The organism is Lysinibacillus sp. NPDC095746 (assembly GCF_044763535.1).
GTDB lineage: Bacteria > Bacillota > Bacilli > Bacillales_A > Planococcaceae > Lysinibacillus.
The window spans coordinates 84,247-103,292 of record NZ_JBIWGL010000015.1 but is presented as its reverse complement, the minus strand read 5'-3'; the positions used below and the strand labels follow the sequence as shown (position 1 = coordinate 103,292).

The window sequence follows — 19,046 nt, the reverse complement described above, 5'->3', positions numbered from 1 at the left end:
TTTAATCACTATAAACTATAGTAAGATGCCAGAAGTACACTTATGTTAAGTGGTTGATTGGAGTGGAGACTGGGCGACTCCTTGGGGACTAGCGTCACAGATGAGACCCTGGAGCGAGCAACGCGAGTGAAGCGGCTCATCGGACGCCCCCCAGGAAGCTCTGCTCTGCGCGAAAGCGGAGTTTTAACGAAGCGGCAGCGGCAAAGCGCCCAGTCGGAACGGAAAACAACCTCTCGTTTTGTTGAAGAACCACACTTTAATTTGATGGAAATAAAAGTTTTTCTATAACAAGAAAGAAACCATCTCAAATAATGAGATGGCTTTTTTTGTAGGGTTCTATAATATTTGTTCGTGTATTACGGAGTAAGGTTATACTTCTGTTAGCTCTACTACTACACCTGAGCGAGCGTCAGCAGCAAATTCAAATGTTTGCATTTCGCCCTCATGCATACGAGAGATACCTCCGCGGTATACAGGGATAGTCATAATGCCGTTAGAGAAATTGTCTGTTTTCATAAAAATCCAAGAACCGTCAATCGGTGAATCCTTTTTAAATTCCTTTTTTATGTTTTCGAGTACTTGTCCTGCAGGTACATACGGAGAAACCTTTTCGCTTGCTTCTTTAACAATGACTGCGGCAGCTAAGCCAGTAGCAACACCAATTAAAAAATCACGTAATTTCATGCTTCTTTCCTCCTTTTTCTATAGCTCCATTTTAACATAGCATACAGAGTGAATGCACGTTCACACTTTAGCACTTTTTAGGAAATGTATCAATATGACGAACTTGGAAATTACGCTGGTGCCTCGCTTTTGCACAGAGCAAGTTTTGGGTAAGCTTTGAAGATGAACGATAACTCTCATTTATCATGCTATTCATTGAAAAATGGAAGTTTTCTGATGAATATAGATAAATATGTTACAATGGCAAGGAAGAATATTCTACTTCGTGGGGAGAGAGAGTCATCATGAATGAGGAAACATTACAATTATTTAAAACACTAACAGAATTACCAGGCGCACCGGGTAATGAACATGCGGTACGTGCGTTCATGCGTTCTGAGTTGGAAAAGTACTCGGATGAGATTGTTCAGGATAATTTAGGGGGTATTTTCGGTGTGAAGCATAGTGAAGTTGCTGATGCACCAAAAGTGTTAGTTGCTGGTCATATGGATGAAGTGGCATTTATGGTTACTTCTATTACTGATAACGGGATGATCCGCTTTCAAACATTAGGTGGCTGGTGGAATCAGGTAATGCTTGCGCAACGAGTTGAAGTATTTACTAAAAACGGTGCCATTCCTGGCGTAATTTCATCAATACCACCACACTTATTAACAGATGCTGAACGTTCTAAACCGATGGATATTAAAAATATGCTAATAGATGTTGGTGCAGACAATAAAGAAGATGCTATTGCACTTGGCGTTCGTCCAGGTCAATCAATTATCCCTGTCTGCCCATTTACAACAATGGCAAATCCGAAAAAAATTATGGCCAAAGCTTGGGATAACCGCTATGGCTGTGGATTGGCAATTGAATTGATGAAAGAAGTGAAAGGTGAAAAGTTAGCCTCGCATTTATATTCAGGTGCCAATGTAATGGAAGAGGTTGGTCTGCGAGGTGCTCAAGTGTCCGCAAATATGATTAAACCGGATTTATTCTTTGCTCTAGATGCTTCACCTGCAAATGATATGTCAGGAGAAAAAAATCAATTTGGTCAGCTTGGAAAAGGGACATTATTACGTATTCTTGACCGTACGATGGTTACACATAGAGGCATGCGTGAATTCATCTTAGATACTGCGGAAACGAATAATATCCCTTATCAATATTTTGTATCACAAGGTGGTACAGATGCAGGACGTGTACACACGGCAAATGACGGCATTCCTAGTGCAGTAATTGGTGTTTGCTCACGCTATATTCATACATCAGCTTCAATTATTCATATTGATGACTATGCAGCTGCAAAAGCTTTAATTGTGGAACTAGTGAAAAAAGCAGATCGTTCGACATTAGCAACGATTCGCGCTAATGTGTAAAGTGATTCCGCTGAAAGAAGTTAAAAGATGCCTTTAGGGGCATCTTTTTCTATGCGAAGAAAGAGGGATTAGAAAATGAACATAACTATTGGAACAACAAACAAAGCAAAAACAGAGGCAGTTGAAGTTATTGCTAGAAAATATTTTGATAAACCAAATTTTACTTGCGTAAAGGCTGCTTCACAAGTATCCGATCAACCGATGACTCATGAAGAAACACGATTAGGAGCAATAAACCGTTCGAAAAACGCAATCAAAGAGACGGGTGCCCAATTATCGTTTGGATTAGAGGGTGGAGTGACTGAAATTGATGGTGTTATGTACGTTTGTAACTGGGGAGCACTTACAGTATCAAATGGCATAACTTATACAGCTGCTGGCGCACAAATTATATTACCAGAAGAAATTGCCCAGGAAATAAGAGCTGGGAAGGAACTTGGTCCTGTAATGGAGCACTATACACAACGTCGAGATATCCGACAAGGTGCGGGAGCTGTAGGTGTTTTCACACAAGGATTAGTAAGTCGTCAGATGATGTTCGAGCATATAGTTTCTCTTCTTATTGGCCAATATTTATTCACATTAGCACATGACTAGTTTCTGTTAATTAGTGATACTGGAATGGTGAAGTTGCAACTTTAAAATAATTTTTTAAAAATAGAAAAATATAAGATAATTTACATGAGATGACGAAAATCGTTCATTCGGTTAAGATTAAATAATTGGATAGTTTTGAACAGAACGGTTCACAAACATGTGAGCCGTTTTCTCTTCATTAAACTTCTTGCAGCAATTTTTTTCTGTACTCAAAAGCTAATAAGGGGAAAGGATACCCAGATTGGCTGGAGTAAACGTCACAACCTGTGACAATTTATTTCTGCGCGACAGCGGTCATTACGCAAAAATAAATTAATTTAAAAGAAAGGATGTGAGCTAGGTGAAACAAATTAAATCAGAACAACTTGTGACCCTATTAAAACAACATTTGAATGAGGGAAAGTTTGATTTTGAATTTGATAAAAAGCACGATAAATTACGCCTTAACCATAAAAAAATTGGTAAAGGGATGGAGCTATCTTTACCAGGCATTTTAGCAAAATATAACGATAAGCAAGGGGCTGCAATCGATGAAGTTGTTTATACAATCGAGCAAACCTTTAATGCAATGGAACAAGAAATGGAACAAGGATTCCAAGCTATTACAAAAATTTATCCAGTTATTCGCGCAACATCCTACCCTAAAGCCTCGAAGGAGGGGCATGCATTCATTACTACTGAACATACAGCCGAAACACGTATTTTTTATGCGCTTGATTTAGGAAAAACCTATCGTTTTATTGATGAATCTATGTTAGAGGTACTACAATTAACAGTAGAGCAAATTCGTGAAATGGCACGATTTTCTGTAAAGCAACTGCCAACCGTTTATAAAAAAGATGAAGTTGCAGGGAATATTTTTTATTTTGTTAATGCTAATGATGGCTACGATGCAAGTCGTATTTTAAATGAAAGCTTTTTGAAAGAAATGCAGACTAACATTGAAGGTGACATGACGTTATCTGTACCACATCAGGATGTATTAATAGTAGGTGATATTCGTAATGAAACAGGGTATGATGTATTAGCGCAGATGACAATGCATTTCTTCGCTGTCGGTACTGTACCGATTACGTCATTATCTTTTATTTATGAAGACGGGGAGCTAGAACCGATCTTTATATTAGCAAAAAACAGAGTTAAAAAGGAGCAAGAGAAACAATGAATGTATTTTACAACAAAGAGCATGTAGGAGATGTATTGCTAGTACAATTAGCAACAGAATCGATCGTGAAGACAGAGTTAGAACGTGCGGGTGATATCGCTATTTTAAAGGAAGCACAAACGGGAGAAATTAAAGCATTTAATTTATTTAATGCTAGCAACTATATTCAAACTGATGCAAAAGGTCTAGTTGAAGTTACGCCAGAATTAGTAGAGCAACTAGAGGCAGCTATATCAAAAAATGGAGCTGTAATCAGCCTTGATGTAGATTTTTCTCCAAAATTTGTTGTAGGTTATGTAGAAACGAAGGACAAGCATCCAAATGCTGATAAATTAAGTATTTGTTCTGTAAACGTAGGTGAAGAAACATTACAAATTGTATGTGGCGCGCCAAATGTGGAAGCAGGTCAAAAGGTTGTTGTTGCAAAAATTGGTGCAGTAATGCCTTCTGGAATGCTTATTAAAGAAGGTAATTTACGTGGTGTTGAATCATACGGTATGTTATGTTCAGCACGCGAATTAGCAATACCAAATGCACCTTCTGAAAAAGGAATTTTAGTATTACCGGAAGATGCGATAACTGGTAGTGCGTTTGAGGCACCAACAAGATAAAGCCTTCGAAAGCTGTTTAGCTGTGCGACAGCAACAAATGTTTTCTGTGCGAAAGCGCAGCGACAGCAACAATTTGCTAAGTGAAAATTGATTATATGTACTTAAAATCGTTATGCTACTATTATGCTAGTAACATAACGATTTTTTTATCTAGAATGAGCCTCTTAATGCAAGTTTCTATTACACTTTTATGGTATGCTTTTTGTTATAGACATTTAACTTTTTTCAGCAAGTATTTTCTGTAGCGACAGCAACAATTGTTTTTTTATACCGAAAGCAAAGCGTCAGCTACAGAAGTCTTCTACCTTTATAGGTGGTGAGATGAAGCAGATTTAGGCTACTTTTCAGCAGGGGTCTAAATATCCGCTGAAATAGAAGACCTCAGTCTAGGAACGCCACGTCCTGTGGCAACGACCGAGTGACAAACATCATGCGGCAGACGCTAAACGTTAACACTACGCTTTCGCGCAACAAAGCCTCCGGCCGCAATTATGCCGAGGCATAATTGATTTAGTTAATGCTATAAATGAAGTGTAAGAGAAATGAGTGAACAATGTGAATTGGTTAAAAAAACAAATGAATAAATTTTTAAATAAAGATGACAATGATTACGAATATGAAGAGTTTTATGAAGACTATGAAGAAGAACAATCACAGCAGTTGGATTCATATAAAGAAACACCCATAGCAAAACAAAAAACTTTTCGTTTTCCGTTAATTGAGGATGAGGAATTTTCAGCTTCACCTTCACCATCATCAAAGGCAGCATTTAATCAAATGGATGATGCTTACTCCGGACAAATTGAAGATTTATCGCTACCGAAGCATTTAAATAATCATATTGTGGATTCGAGTGTTTACGATGTTGAGGTTTCAGGTATTCGAGATTTATTAGCAAATCGGACGAAGAGAACTGGTAGAACAACGATTACACGAAGTCGGCCTGAACAGGAGAATCGTTCAAAAGCAAGTCTTGTTTTTCGAGATGCGCAAAATGATTTACCGACTTCACCTAAAGTTACGAATTATCAATTAGAAAAAGCAGATGAAAGTGCTTTAATTGAAAATCGCAAGCGTTTTGTACCAAGTGATGTTCCGTCACCGGTTTATGGTTTTTCTAGGCCAAGTCCAATTGAGCAATTATTAGAGAAACGGAAGGAAGAGCACGACAAGAAGGAGTTAGCAATACCTACAGCTTCTAAGGCTTTAAAAGAAACGACAACAAATGAGGCTATTGAAAATATACTAGAAGAAAAAGAGCCTATTAGCGCAGTTCTGAAAGATGAATCTGAACAGCTTGACATCAATGAAAAAATCGAAGTACCTGCTAAGCAACCGATTACTTTTGAAGATAAATTAACAGACGAAACAAATCATCATAATAAAACGACGACGGAATTACCTGTACCGCAAACAACTTCTTTTGCTGTAGAATTTGAAAATCAAATGAAAGAAGCCGTTCAACAGGAGCTGAATATTGAACAACTTTCATCTGACCAATCAGAAATCCATGTGAAAGAAGTAGTTGTAGAACAAGTACAAATCGAAAATTCGACCATCCACATTGGTGAAGTTACAGTAGTCCAGCCACCAATGAAGGAAGATGAAAAGCAAGACGTGTTGCAAGAACAGTCTATAGAAGAACTACCTTTAGAAGAGCAATCGGTAGAAAAGAAAGAAAAAAGTGGCATTCCATTTAATGTTTTAATGCTAAAAACTGATAAAGAGAAATGGAGAATCCAACAGCAATTTAAAAATATGAAGTCGACATCAACAATTGTTGACAAAAATCAAGAAAAACAGGAGCCTTCATCTGAGCTTAATCATTCGGAAGTAGAACAGCACATAGTGACATCCGAAAAAGCACAAAATCCACAATCTATAGGTTTAGAAATTAGTGAGTTAGAGATGGACAATAATACAGCTACACAGTTGACGAAGGAACACGAGGTTTCTATTGAAAATACTACTCCATCCGAAAAAGCACAAATTCCACAATCTATAGATTTAGGGATTAGCGAGGTAGAGATGGACAATAAAACAGCTACACAGTTGACGAAGGAACACGAGGTTTCTATTGAAAATATTATTGCATCCGAAAAAGCACAAAATTCACAATCTATAGGTTTAGAAATTAGTGAGTTAGAGATGGACAAAAAAACAGCTACACAGTCGACAGAAGAAAACGAGGTTTCTATTGAAAATACTGTTCCATTCAATGCTGCAACAGAGAGTGTATCAGTCATTACAATGGCACCAGTCACATCAATGTCTAACGTTTCGACATTAGAAAAAACAGTGATTGATGTAGAGAGCTTCGATGAAATTTCAGCGACTACCGAAATGGAAGTAGCAACGGCTACTGAACAGAAGGTTACTACTGAGAATTTAGATATTCCTGAGGAACATTCTATTGATAATGAGAAGTATTTAGAGCAACCTTCCATTTTAGCTGAAACATTTGTGGAAGATCAAGTACAGGAAACGCCTCGGAAGCCTGTTCATGTGTATCAAAAGCCAGATGATGAGTTTTTAGAGCCACCTGAGGAAAAAACACAAGATACTGAGTGGATGGAGCAACAGGGAGATACATTGGTCGAAGCTTTGTCTTATTTCCAAGTCTCTGCTCAAATAGAATCCATTATGCAAGGGCCTGCCGTGACACAATTTGAAATAACTGTGAGTCATGGTACAAAGGTTAGCAAAATCCGCAATCTTTCAGATGATTTGAAGCTTGCATTGGCAGCGAAAGACATCCGCATCCAAGCACCGATTCCTGGGAAGAGCTCAATTGGCATTGAGATACCGAACCGTGTATCTCGCGCTGTTCGATTATCGGAAGTGACAAATAGTGCTTCTTTCCTCGAATCAGATTCACCGTTAGAAGCAGCATTGGGTCTGGATTTAACAGGGAAGCCTGTAACTATTGATTTACGAAAAATGCCACATGGATTAATTGCCGGAGCCACAGGTTCTGGTAAATCGGTTTGTATCAATTCCATTTTGGTTAGTTTATTATATAAAGCTGCACCACATGAATTAAAGCTGATGCTTATCGATCCTAAAATGGTAGAATTAGCACCTTTTAATCATATTCCGCATTTAGTTAGCCCGGTTATCACTGATGTAAAGGCTGCTACTGCTGCACTGAAATGGGCAGTGGAGGAAATGGAACGTCGTTATCAGTTATTTGCGCATGCGGGCGCACGTGATATTACACGTTATAATGCAATTGCGGATAAAAATAATGAACATAGCTTAAAATTACCGTATATTCTAATTGTCATTGATGAATTAGCAGATTTAATGATGATGTCTCCTGCAGATGTAGAGGAGGCGATTTGTCGTATTGCCCAAAAGGCACGTGCTTGTGGTATCCATTTAATAGTTGCAACGCAAAGACCGTCTGTTGACGTTATTACAGGGCTTATTAAATCAAATATTCCTACACGTATTGCTTTTGCGGTATCTTCACAAATCGATTCACGTACAATTTTAGATGCACAAGGTGCAGAAAGATTGCTTGGACGAGGCGATATGTTATATTTAGGTAATGGTATGTCTGCTCCTGTTCGTTTGCAGGGGACATTTGTGACAGATGATGAAATTGAAGCAATTATTGAGCATGTTCGTGAGCAAGGAGAGCCTGATTATATATTCGATCAAGAGGAACTTTTAAAGAAGACTGAGGTTTCCGCTGAGCAAGATGAACTGTTCGAGGATGTATGTAGATTTGTTTATGAGCAAGGAGGAGCCTCTACTTCCTTAATTCAGCGTAAATACCATATTGGCTATAATCGTGCTGCTCGTTTAATCGATATGTTGGAATCACATGGCTTTGTGTCCGAGGCACGGGGCAGTAAACCACGAGAAAGTTATATTACAGAAGAAGATTTAATTGCTATGTTTGAATAAGAATTACATTGTTTTCGTATAGATTATCTTATTCACGTCGAAATTAGTATTTTTAGAAAAGTTACACATTTATCCTTATGCATAAATAGTGCTATAATAGACGAGATATGAAGATTAGTACGTATTTTTTAGTACTTACAAAGGTATTAATACCTAATAATTGGTGGAAAATACGATACACCTAATAGATGATAGAAGGGATATTGAATTCCCGGGGGGTTTAATTGATGACAGTTTTTCATTTCACAGGCATTAAAGGTTCTGGCATGAGTTCACTTGCACAAATCTTATTTGATGCTGGTGAACAAGTACAGGGCTCAGATGTTGATAAATATTTTTTCACGGAACAGCCGTTACGTGATCGTAATATTCCAATTTTTATATTTAATGCAGATAATATTAAAGAAGGTATGACAGTTATTGCAGGGAACGCATTTCCTGATGACCATCCTGAATTAGAGCGTGCTCGTGAAATCGGTGTAGAGGTTATTCGCTACCATAAATTTTTAGGTGAATATATCGGTAATTATACGTCGATTGCTATTACTGGTGCACATGGTAAAACATCTACAACAGGCTTGATGGCTCATGTTGTAGGTGGGTATAAACCAACTTCTTATTTAATCGGTGATGGAACAGGAGCTGGACATGAAAATGCTGACTTCTTTGTGATGGAAGCATGTGAATACCGTCGACACTTTTTAGCGTATAATCCCGATTACGCTGTAATGACAAATATTGATTTTGACCATCCAGACTACTTTGCAAACATAGAGGATGTTTATTCAGCATTTCAATCATTAGCACTACAGGTTAAAAAAGCAATTATTGCTTGCGGTGATGATGAACATCTACAACGTATTCAAGCGAAGGTGCCTGTTGTTTATTACGGTTTTGGGGCTGAAAATGATTTTGAGGCTCGTAATGTTGAAAAAACAACTAAGGGTACAAAATTTGATGTATTTGTCCGCAATGAATTTTATAGCACATTCTTTATCCCATTATTTGGGGATCATGCGGTATTAAATACGTTATCTGTTATTACACTTTGCCAATATGAAGGTATTTCACCAGACATCGTTCAAGAACGTTTAAACACATACAAAGGTGTAAAAAGACGTTTTACAGAAACGAATATTGGGAATAATGTTTTAATAGATGACTATGCGCATCATCCAACTGAAATCCGTGCAACGATTCAATCAGCACGACAAAAGTTTCCGGATCGTGAGCTAGTAGCTATTTTCCAACCACATACATTTACACGTACACAAGCTTTTTTACAGGATTTTGCAGATAGTCTAAGTCTTGCGGATACAGCATATTTATGTGATATTTTTGGCTCTGCAAGGGAAACACAAGGCGCACTTTCAATCCAAGATTTAGCGTCTTTAATTGAAGGCAGTGCAGTGATTACCACTGAAGGAATTGAAGTGTTAACAAAGCATAAGGACGCAGTATTTTTATTTATGGGCGCTGGCGATGTTCACAAATTCCAAGATGCTTTTGAAGACGTGCTAAAGAATAACGAAACAGCTTAATCCGCAAGGAATAAGCTGTTTTTCTCAAAATGAGGAGGAATTCAGTTTTTTTTGTCGAATATAAGGAAAGTAATAGTAAAAAGAATTTTTACTTGCAGGAGGTCTAGTTATGGAAGTTATTTTGTATATTGCAGCAATCATTGCAGCAATTGGTTTTTTAATTTTTTGTGTGAGCGTTGGGATGACATTATTTTCGCTCAAACCAATTCTTAACAGTTTAGCTGGAACATTATCAGGTATTGAAGGACAAATGGAAGGTATTACACGTGAAACAACTTCCTTACTATCCAAAACAAATAGCTTGGCAGAGGATATTCAAGAAAAATCTGAACAGTTAAATTCCGTTGTTCATGCAGTTAAAGGAATTGGCGACTCTGTGAATGGATTAAATACATCTGTACAGCAAATTACTTCTTCAATTTCTAAAACTGTGGAACAAAATGAAGAAAAAATTGCACAAGTTGTTCAATGGAGTAATGTTGCAATGGGCATTGCAGATAAGTGGAAGAAACGCAAAATTATTGATCAGGCCAATGAGGTGATTCAAGAAGATGTTTATTCTTCTGAATCAGAGCAGTCGGAAAAATCGAGAAGAAAATGGGGCCGTAAAAAATAATAATTATTCGGTAGGCATTACATGTCACCGGAATAAAAATAAAATTTAGGCATATGTTGTAGAATGCATCCGCGAAAGCAGATGGACAACTAGTCTAAACAAATTAGATAATAAGATGGGGAGGAATTGTTGCATGACAACTCAAAAGCCAAATTATAATGAAGTGAAGGAACAACAACTTGAAAGTTCATTGCCACAGCTTTATCAACCGCAAGAGTCGATCTATGAAGAGGAGCGAGTGAACATGAAGGATTTTGTTATTGGCGCATTAGTTGGGGGTATAGTAGGGGCAGCTGCAGGCTTATTGCTAGCTCCAAAATCAGGAAAAGATTTACGTAGCGATGTAGCAGTACAAGCTGTTAACTTAAAAGATAAGAGTGCAGATTTCTCGACAACTGCTAAAGATAAAACGGTTCAATTATCTAAACAAATTCAAGAACAATCTACACAATTAGTAGAGAAAGTAAAAACATTAAAATCAGCAAAAGCACCAACTGTTTTTGACGATGGTACTGTTTCTTTTGAGGGTGAAGAACCACTGGAAGATTTCATTTCTAGTGAAGAACCTAAAGCAGAGGATGCTAGTGAAAAAAAGGAACAAGCTGAAGAAAAAAGTGAAGAAGTTCGCGCTTAATAGCTAAAAGGGATACGTTACATCGTAGATAAGATGTAACGTATCCCTTTTTTTAAGATATTGGCGCATTTTCTAGTAAAATCTCTAATTTATCCCCGCCGAAAATCTCCATATCAAAGCTTGCCGGTTGGCCATTTCGTAAAATTGTAAAATTACCTTTAAATGTAGTAGGTAGTTGCCAATTAGAAAAACGGAACACATCCTGGTATATCCAACGACTTCGATCTTTTTCTTTAAACGAAATTATTGCTCCATTTGGAACAGTTGAAAGAGGTGAAACCACTACATGATTAACGAGAACTTCGTTGGCCATCCTTTTCAGCTCTAACACCTCGTTTTGAAAATGGATGACAATTTTATCCTCAAGTAAAACATTCATTTGGTCAGCAATCCGTTGAACAGTAGGGAATGTTTGTTGCTGAAATGTAAGTACATCACCGTCTTGGACAGCATATGACATTTTAGCTGGTTTACCATTAATCATTAATTGAGCTGAAAACTCTGGTAAATACAGTGGTTTTCCGTCCACTTGAATATAAAATGACTCAAATTGTTTTAATAACTCCAAATTATTTGTGAGCTTAAATACATCCTCGACTGTTTCAGCTATTTCAAACATCACAACATCTCGATCATTTAATGCGCTATCGAGTGATGTCGGAGAACCATTAACAGTTATTTGTGGTTCGATGACATATTTCGTATGTTGAATTGTAATTGTTTTAATGGCAGCATCATCTACAATATCTCTCACCGTAGCATTAGCTGGCTGACCGTCTTGGCCTTCAATTAGCTGGATGGCATCGCCTGTTTTAATCATCGTTTTTGTGGATGCCGGATGACTATTCACTAAAATTTCTGCCGGTTGACCGTGACCGCCAGGGATGAAAATATCTTGTCCATTAACATTCACTGATAATCCATGACCGGGTTTTCCATATAATTGCTTTGCTCGAATATTGGCTGCTAAAAATGCATCTGCAACGGTCATTTCCTTTAATTCAAAAAGGCGAACTACTTGTTCATTGACAGTTAGACTCATATATTGAATAGGCATTTTTTTTGCTGCAATGGCAATACCGATTGGGGTCACCAATTCAGGAGATGCTTTAATATGATCTTCCCTCGTTAAGTTTTGAATGGCGTCAATCCCTCGAACGGCAATGCGATTGGCAGGTAAATCTAGTACTAGTCCAAGTTCAGTTGTAAGATTTGGCGTTAAGCTACCTCCACCGACTAGCATTACCGCCTTAGGAGCAGTCTGATTATTCAGGCGTAAAATTTCTTCTCCAATAGCTTTTGCGAGTTGCTTAACAGCAGGTTCGATTGCTTGAAGAACCTCTTGTTTCGGATAATATTGATCAAAGCCTAAAATATCTTGAATTAAAATGTTTTCTTCTGTTTGCAGTTGACGCTTCGCTTCTTCAGCAACAGGGAAGTCGAGTAAGTAATGGTCACTTAAAGCCTCTGTTATTTCATCACCAGCTGTTGGTACCATGCCATATGCGACAACAGTGCTTTTATCGGTAATGGCAATATCAGATGTACCAGCACCAATATCAACAAGTGCCACATTTAAACGACGCATTGTTGGGGGAATAAGTACATTAATAGCTGCAATAGGTTCTAAAGTTAGTGCATCCATCTCTAATTCCGCGCGTTTAAGAGCCGCGATAAGTGATTCTACGACAACTCGTGGCAAGAACGTAGCAATAACTTCAATTTGTGCTTCATCACCTTGCTGATCGAGTAGGCTACCAATTTCTTCGCCATCTAAACGGTAGTATAAAACTGAATAACCAACGCAATAATAGTGGCTTATTTTAGCGTCTTCTTTATGTTGAAGAAGCTGTTGCTGTGCCTGTTGAACAGCTTGCAGTTCTAAACGACTTATATCTTCCTCCGTAAAGATTGGTCGATTACGTATATTGATCGTCACGCTTGCTTGTTCTGTTTTTAAGGAGCGACCAGCCGCAGCGACGCTCACTTTTTTTAAAGGACCATGCTTCTCTTCAAGTTCATGTTTAATTTCATTGATTAAATCTGCCACATACATGACATTATGTATTTGACCATCAACCATGGCCCGTTCTTTATGTTCTTTTACCAAGATGTCTTCCACGTGAAAACGGTCATTATCTTCAGCTAAAATAATGCCTACTACAGAACGTGTACCGATATCAAGTGCAAATAATTTTGAACACAATGTACTCGCTTCCTTTCTCGTAATATATTAACTTGCTTTCAGCAAATACAGCTGGCATAGAGGAACTCAGGCTAAAAACACATCCTGTGAAAACGCCTGAGTGACCAATATCTTGTTGGCATAAAGCCTCCGGTGGATGTCACGAAGCGGAAAGGAGTCTTTGTACTCGCTTCCTTTCTCGTAATATGTTAATATAATTTAGCGAGTTGAAGCGCTAAATTAAAAATGCGTGACATTCAGTGCAACATTGATTATAATGTTGCTAATATCTAAAAATGTAACATACATTTCAGAGTTCTGAAAGTGTCTGTCGTGAGGAGAGGAGCAAGAAACATGAGCCAAAAAGATTTAGAAAGCTTACGTAGTCAAATAGACGGTTTAAACTTAGAAATTCTTCGTCTAATTAACGAACGTGCAGCAGTAGTTGATGAAATCGGTAAGATTAAAGAAAAACAAGGTGTAAATCGCTATGATCCATTACGTGAACGCCATATGCTTGATCTTATTAAAGAGCACAATCAAGGTCCGTTAAACCAAATGACGGTTGACTATATATTTAAGCAAATCTTTAAAACTGCTTTAAAACAACTTGAAGCGGATAAGAAAAAAGAATTACTTGTTTCTCGTAAGAAAAAATCAGAAGATACTGTCATTAATGTGAATGGTGAGCTAATTGGCCAAGGAAAACCATCTTTCGTATTTGGACCTTGTGCTGTAGAATCATACGAGCAAGTAGCAGCAGTAGCAGCATCTATTAAAGCAAAAGGTGAAAAGTTAATTCGTGGCGGCGCTTATAAACCACGTACTTCCCCATATGACTTCCAAGGTCTTGGATTAGAAGGACTTAAAATTTTGAAACGTGTGTCAGAGGAATATGGTTTAGGCGTTATTACGGAAATCGTTACACCAGGTCATTTAGAGGAAGCTTTAGATTACATTGATGTTATCCAAATTGGAGCACGTAATATGCAAAACTTCGAATTATTAAAAGCAGCGGGTGCAACAAATAAACCTGTACTTTTAAAAAGAGGCTTAGCGGCGACAATTGATGAATTCATTCACGCAGCAGAATATATTATGTCTAAAGGAAATGAGAACATCATTCTTTGTGAGCGTGGTATTCGTACTTACGAAAAAGCAACTCGTAACACATTAGATATTTCTGCTGTACCAATTTTAAAACAAGAAACGCATTTACCAGTACTTGTAGACGTAACACATTCAACAGGTCGTCGTGATTTACTATTACCATGTGCTAAGGCAGCAATTGCTATTGGAGCTGATGGCGTAATGGCAGAGGTGCATCCAGATCCATCTGTAGCACTTTCTGATTCACAACAACAAATGGATATCCCAACATTTGATGCTTTCTACGAAACATTACAAAAATTCATGAAGAGCCATGAAATCAATGCTTAACTTCTTTCAGCGGGTGTCCAAACACACTCGCTGAAATAGAGAAACTCAGTCTAACAACGCCACGTCCTGTGGCAACGACTGAGTGACCAACATCGGTGTTGTTGTCGCTGCCGCTTCGCTTTCGCGCAGGAAAAAAACACGTTGCTGTGCCGCTGCGTTAGCACTACGCTTTCGCGCAAAAAACATCAGCAGGCTTAAGCACAAAGCCGATGTCAGACGCAATTATGCCGGGGCATAATTGATGTGTTGATAAACACCGCTTGCCTTAATCGGCAGGCGGTGTTTACTATATAGTGACAAAATAATGACTAGAAAAGTACTATTTGTACTTGGTTTTTCTTTTCATGTACATACTGCTTCTTGAAAAGAATATGAAAATTATCGTATGATAAGGCTATAAAAGGAAAAAAGGGAGGCACGTACGATGACTGTTACAATTTATGATGTTGCAAGAGAAGCAAATGTTTCGATGGCAACGGTCTCTCGTGTAGTCAATGGTAATCAAAACGTAAAACCGGCAACACGGAAAAAAGTATTAGAAGTAATTGAACGATTAGAGTACCGTCCAAACGCAGTAGCGCGTGGATTAGCAAGTAAGAAAACAACAACAGTTGGCGTGATTATCCCGGATATTGCAAACAATGTTTATGCGGAGCTGGCACGTGGTGTAGAGGATATTGCAACAATGTATCGTTACAATATTATTTTAGCCAACTCAGACCAACATGAAGATAAAGAGCTTCAGTTACTGGATACAATGCTAGGAAAACAGGTTGACGGTATTGTTATGATGAGTGATGAAGTAACTGAAAAAATGCAACAAACTATGGATCATTCACCTGTACCAATTGTGCTTGCAGGTTCAGTAGATGAATCGCAAACAATTGCGACTGTTAACATTGATTATTTCCAAGCAGCTTATGAGGCGATTACATTACTTATTCAAAATGGCCATAAGCGAATCGCTTTCGTAACAGGTCCACTTACGTATACTATTAATGGAAAATTCAAACTTGAAGCTTATAAAAAAGCTTTACAAGACGCAGGTTTACCTATAGATGAATCACTTATCGCTGCTGAAGAATCGAGCTATGATATGGGCTTAGAGGCGTGGGAATCATTATCCTCACTTGAAAATCCTCCAACTGCTTATTTTGCAGGTAGTGATGAATTAGCAATTGGCTTGATTCATGGTGCACAGGATGCAGGTAAAGATGTACCTGAGGATATCGAAGTAATCAGCTTTGAAAATTCAAAATTAGCACGCATGGTTCGTCCACAGCTAACAAGTGTCGCATTACCACTGTACGATATCGGAGCTGTTGCAATGCGTTTGCTGACTAAATTGATGAACAAAGAGCCTGTTGAGGACGAAGCGGTTATTTTGCCTCATCGTATTGAACATCGACAGTCTGTCAAAAGTAAATAACAGTAATTAACACGTAAATCTGATAATGGATTTGCGTGTTTTTTTATAGACGGATTGAAAGCCGAAAATGATGGCTAGAACGCCAGAAGATAGAGGACTAAAGTAAAAATAAAAAGCCTCACGATTGTCGTGAGGCATAGTGTTAACCGTGTTTTTCATTGCGAATAACATGAAGCGCTTTGGTTAGCATTTGCGCATTTTTCTCTTCAATCTCGGCCTTTCGAGGGATTGGCTCATACAATGGATTTGGATCCTCCCAAGTTGGAATAAAAGGCACTGGTGCTTCAGGCTGCCAACGATCTAACCAAGCTTGAGGTAGAGGCCCTGTTGGTAATTGCTGATCTGTCATTTCAAGCCATAGCATCGACCATGCTCGAGGCACAACACGCCAAATGTCATAGCCTCCACCGCCAACGGCAATCCATTTCCCCCCACAATATTCATGTGCTAATTTATGCGCAAGTTTTGGAATTTCTCTATAAATGTTCATTGTTCCATATAAATGTGTTAGTGGATCAAAATAATGTGCATCTGCGCCGTTTTGCGTTAACACAACATCCGGCTTGAAAAATTCAAAGACTTCTCGCATAGCTTTTTCATAGATTTCTAGAAAACTCTCATCTTCTGTAAAAGCATCAATTGGAAAATTAAAAGAAGTGCCATAGCCCTGTCCATTTCCGCGTTCCGTAATATTCCCAGTTCCGGGGAAAAGGTAGCGCCCTGTTTCATGAATAGATAATGTACAAACATCTGGATCCTCGTAAAAACTCCATTGCACCCCATCTCCATGATGGGCATCGGTATCTACATAAAGTACACGAGCATTGTATTTTTCCTGCAAATAGCGAATAGCTACTGTACTATCGTTATAAATACAAAAACCTGATGCACGGCCACGGAAGCCGTGGTGTAGCCCTCCCCCTAAATTGAGAGCGTGCTCGGCTTTTCCTTCCATAACATAATCGACAGCTGTTAATGTTCCACCGACAAGCTGTGCACTTGCTTCGTGCATATTTTCAAAAATGGGTGTATCTTCGGTGCCTATGCCATAGCTTTCACATTGTGCCTCTGAAAGCTCACCATGTCCTGCTCTTTTAACGATTTCAATATATTTTGGATCATGTGCAAGTAAAAGTTCTTCCTCTGTTGCGACACGAGCTGGCACGATATTTAAATCATCAAGAGCATCAATATTCTTTAACAAATCCATTGTAAGCGTCAAGCGTTTATGATTGAAAGGATGGGTATCTGAAAATTTATATCCGAGTTGCTCTGGTGAGTATATAAATACTGCTTTTTTCATTGTAATGAAACACCTGGCAAATTAGGCCATAATACATCAAAGCCCTCTTTACGAAGTTCTTCAATCATAGCTAATGGATTGAGAGTTTTTACTCGGATACTTAAAATTTTATTTTGCGTATTTTCAGAGTCGGGATAAACTAAGACGCTTTGGACATTTGCATGGTGTTTACGAAAAATTTTAGTAATCTCAAATAATATTCCTGGTGTATCGGATACACGAATTTCTATTTTTGAGCCAGGTTCAGTGGCACCTGTTAACTCTAAGTATGTATAGAGTAAATCGGTAGTAGTGACAATCCCAACTAATTTTCCTCCGGAGACAATTGGTAAACAGCCTATTTTAGATTCATAAAAAGTAAGAGCTACTTCCTCCACGAAATCAAGTGGATGACCGACAATTGGATTTTTAATCATAATCTCTTCCACTTTTGCATTAAAAACTGGAGAATTAGGCTCATCCCGTAACGAGGAAGGCAATGCCTCTTTAATATCTCTTTCAGTGATCACCCCAAGAACATGATACTCCTCATCTACAACTGGTAAATGACGTACTTTTTTCTCACGCATGAACTTCAGCGCTTCAACCACTGTGTTTGTCGGAGCCAGCGTGTATGGCTCATCATTCATAATTTCTTCTACGATCATATACTCATCCCCTTTGTGTTGGTTTTAATACATGAAGCGATTTCTAAAGCGAAGTCTATCGAATCTTTCCATTGTCTCAGGAGGCACGCGTTTGCCTTCACGTGCCATCAGGCAGTTAGCGGGATGTGATGTAATTTCAGGGTCATCTGTCGCAAAATATTCGAAGTTGGCAGAGCCCATCATTTTCTCCATCATTTTTCGATAATCCCAAACGTTTAAACCAGTCCCTTTTAAGTCCCAATGCCAATAATACTCGGTAGTGATAACAAGATAGTCTTCCATTTCATCTCCCATAAAAGATACGGCTAGTAGTGCTTTACCAGCACCTGTACCACGATAGTCTGGAATGACTTCAATAGCACCTAGTTCAATCATGTTATCAATTCGATCCTCCGCCCAACGTTCGAGTGGATCGGGATATAGATAAGTGACGTAGCCTACAATAATGTTTTCATTTCGAATAATAATAATTCGTCCTTCAGGAAGTCCTGCAATTTCTATAATGGCTTGCTGCTGTTGCTTTGGAGGTCTAAAAGCAACCAAGCCTTCGTGGAATGAATATGTAGCTAATTTTTCTGGAGGAACAGGTCCTTCCACATACACAGTACCATGCTTTGTTTCCTTTGTGACAGAAAAAAAAGTTTTTTTGTGTTCCATAATGACACCACCTGAGTTTAATAGTTTCATTATAGCTGATTTCCTGCGGAAAAACGCTATCTTTTGCAAAATATACCTGCATTTTCGGAAAAATATAAATATTAAGACATTATTAATGAATTCGTGTAAAATAGTTGTATATCGCATCTGTTATTCAACAGATGAATATAGTGTGAATAGGCATTCACTATTTTTACACTGCTTAAACTGTTGTATAACAAATGCTACATAACGTAGTTGTCTTTGGAGAAGGTGGTGAAT

At 38.2% G+C, this 19,046-nt stretch carries 15 protein-coding genes; 10 read left to right on the top strand and 5 right to left on the bottom strand.

The annotated features are described in order from the left end of the window. Window positions 1-369: 369 nt before the first annotated feature. A complete protein-coding gene (locus tag ACIQ7N_RS12880; RefSeq protein WP_132357247.1) occupies window positions 370-684 on the bottom strand; it encodes a hypothetical protein in 315 nt (104 codons plus the stop codon). A gap of 284 nt (window positions 685-968) precedes the next feature. Here ACIQ7N_RS12880 and ACIQ7N_RS12875 point away from each other — a divergent pair, with 284 nt between their 5' ends. The 8 genes from ACIQ7N_RS12875 (at window position 969) to ACIQ7N_RS12840 (ending at window position 11,124) form a co-directional block, all read left to right on the top strand. Then, on the top strand, window positions 969-2,045 hold the full coding sequence (locus ACIQ7N_RS12875; RefSeq protein ID WP_402932623.1) for a M42 family metallopeptidase: 1,077 nt from the start codon (window positions 969-971) through the stop codon (window positions 2,043-2,045). Window positions 2,046-2,120: 75 nt separating this feature from the next. Beyond that, on the top strand, window positions 2,121-2,642 hold the full coding sequence (locus tag ACIQ7N_RS12870; RefSeq protein WP_402932621.1) for a DUF84 family protein: 522 nt from the start codon (window positions 2,121-2,123) through the stop codon (window positions 2,640-2,642). A gap of 340 nt (window positions 2,643-2,982) precedes the next feature. Beyond that, window positions 2,983-3,807 (top strand): DUF1444 domain-containing protein, encoded by an 825-nt coding sequence (locus tag ACIQ7N_RS12865; RefSeq protein WP_402932618.1) that lies wholly within the window; start codon window positions 2,983-2,985, stop codon window positions 3,805-3,807. After that, a complete protein-coding gene (gene ytpR, locus ACIQ7N_RS12860; protein WP_402932615.1) occupies window positions 3,804-4,418 on the top strand; it encodes a YtpR family tRNA-binding protein in 615 nt (204 codons plus the stop codon). Before ACIQ7N_RS12865 ends, ytpR begins: the two co-directional genes overlap by 4 nt. 555 nt (window positions 4,419-4,973) lie before the next feature. Then, window positions 4,974-8,333 (top strand): DNA translocase FtsK, encoded by a 3,360-nt coding sequence (locus tag ACIQ7N_RS12855; protein ID WP_402932612.1) that lies wholly within the window; start codon window positions 4,974-4,976, stop codon window positions 8,331-8,333. A 227-nt stretch (window positions 8,334-8,560) separates the two neighbouring features. Beyond that, window positions 8,561-9,874, top strand: coding sequence for a UDP-N-acetylmuramate--L-alanine ligase (gene murC / locus ACIQ7N_RS12850; RefSeq protein WP_402932609.1), 1,314 nt, complete (start codon window positions 8,561-8,563; stop codon window positions 9,872-9,874). 109 nt (window positions 9,875-9,983) lie between these two features. Beyond that, entirely contained in the window at window positions 9,984-10,490 is a 507-nt protein-coding gene (locus tag ACIQ7N_RS12845) for a DUF948 domain-containing protein (RefSeq protein ID WP_132357241.1), read from the top strand. A 133-nt stretch (window positions 10,491-10,623) separates the two neighbouring features. After that, window positions 10,624-11,124 (top strand): YtxH domain-containing protein, encoded by a 501-nt coding sequence (locus ACIQ7N_RS12840; protein ID WP_402932606.1) that lies wholly within the window; start codon window positions 10,624-10,626, stop codon window positions 11,122-11,124. A 52-nt stretch (window positions 11,125-11,176) separates the two neighbouring features. Here ACIQ7N_RS12840 and ACIQ7N_RS12835 read toward each other — a convergent pair whose 3' ends face one another. After that, window positions 11,177-13,330: a cell division FtsA domain-containing protein gene (locus ACIQ7N_RS12835; protein WP_402932603.1), complete on the bottom strand. Its 2,154-nt coding sequence runs from the start codon at window positions 13,328-13,330 to the stop codon at window positions 11,177-11,179. A gap of 333 nt (window positions 13,331-13,663) precedes the next feature. Between ACIQ7N_RS12835 and ACIQ7N_RS12830 the strand changes: the two genes are divergently transcribed. Next, window positions 13,664-14,749: a bifunctional 3-deoxy-7-phosphoheptulonate synthase/chorismate mutase gene (locus tag ACIQ7N_RS12830; protein WP_248716910.1), complete on the top strand. Its 1,086-nt coding sequence runs from the start codon at window positions 13,664-13,666 to the stop codon at window positions 14,747-14,749. A 424-nt stretch (window positions 14,750-15,173) separates the two neighbouring features. After that, window positions 15,174-16,178, top strand: coding sequence for a catabolite control protein A (gene ccpA / locus ACIQ7N_RS12825; protein ID WP_132357237.1), 1,005 nt, complete (start codon window positions 15,174-15,176; stop codon window positions 16,176-16,178). A gap of 142 nt (window positions 16,179-16,320) precedes the next feature. On the opposite strand, the gene ACIQ7N_RS12820 is transcribed toward ccpA, so the two are convergent. Genes ACIQ7N_RS12820 through ACIQ7N_RS12810 form a run of 3 tightly spaced genes read right to left on the bottom strand, consistent with a single transcriptional unit; the run spans window position 16,321 to window position 18,785 of the window. Beyond that, window positions 16,321-17,481, bottom strand: coding sequence for an acetoin utilization protein AcuC (locus ACIQ7N_RS12820; RefSeq protein WP_402932599.1), 1,161 nt, complete (start codon window positions 17,479-17,481; stop codon window positions 16,321-16,323). After that, complete coding sequence (locus ACIQ7N_RS12815) at window positions 17,478-18,128, bottom strand: acetoin utilization AcuB family protein (RefSeq protein WP_132357235.1); 651 nt, start codon at window positions 18,126-18,128, stop codon at window positions 17,478-17,480. The genes ACIQ7N_RS12820 and ACIQ7N_RS12815 overlap by 4 nt, the downstream gene beginning before the upstream one ends. 24 nt (window positions 18,129-18,152) lie before the next feature. Next, entirely contained in the window at window positions 18,153-18,785 is a 633-nt protein-coding gene (locus ACIQ7N_RS12810) for a GNAT family N-acetyltransferase (protein WP_100542416.1), read from the bottom strand. Window positions 18,786-19,046 lie beyond the last annotated feature (261 nt).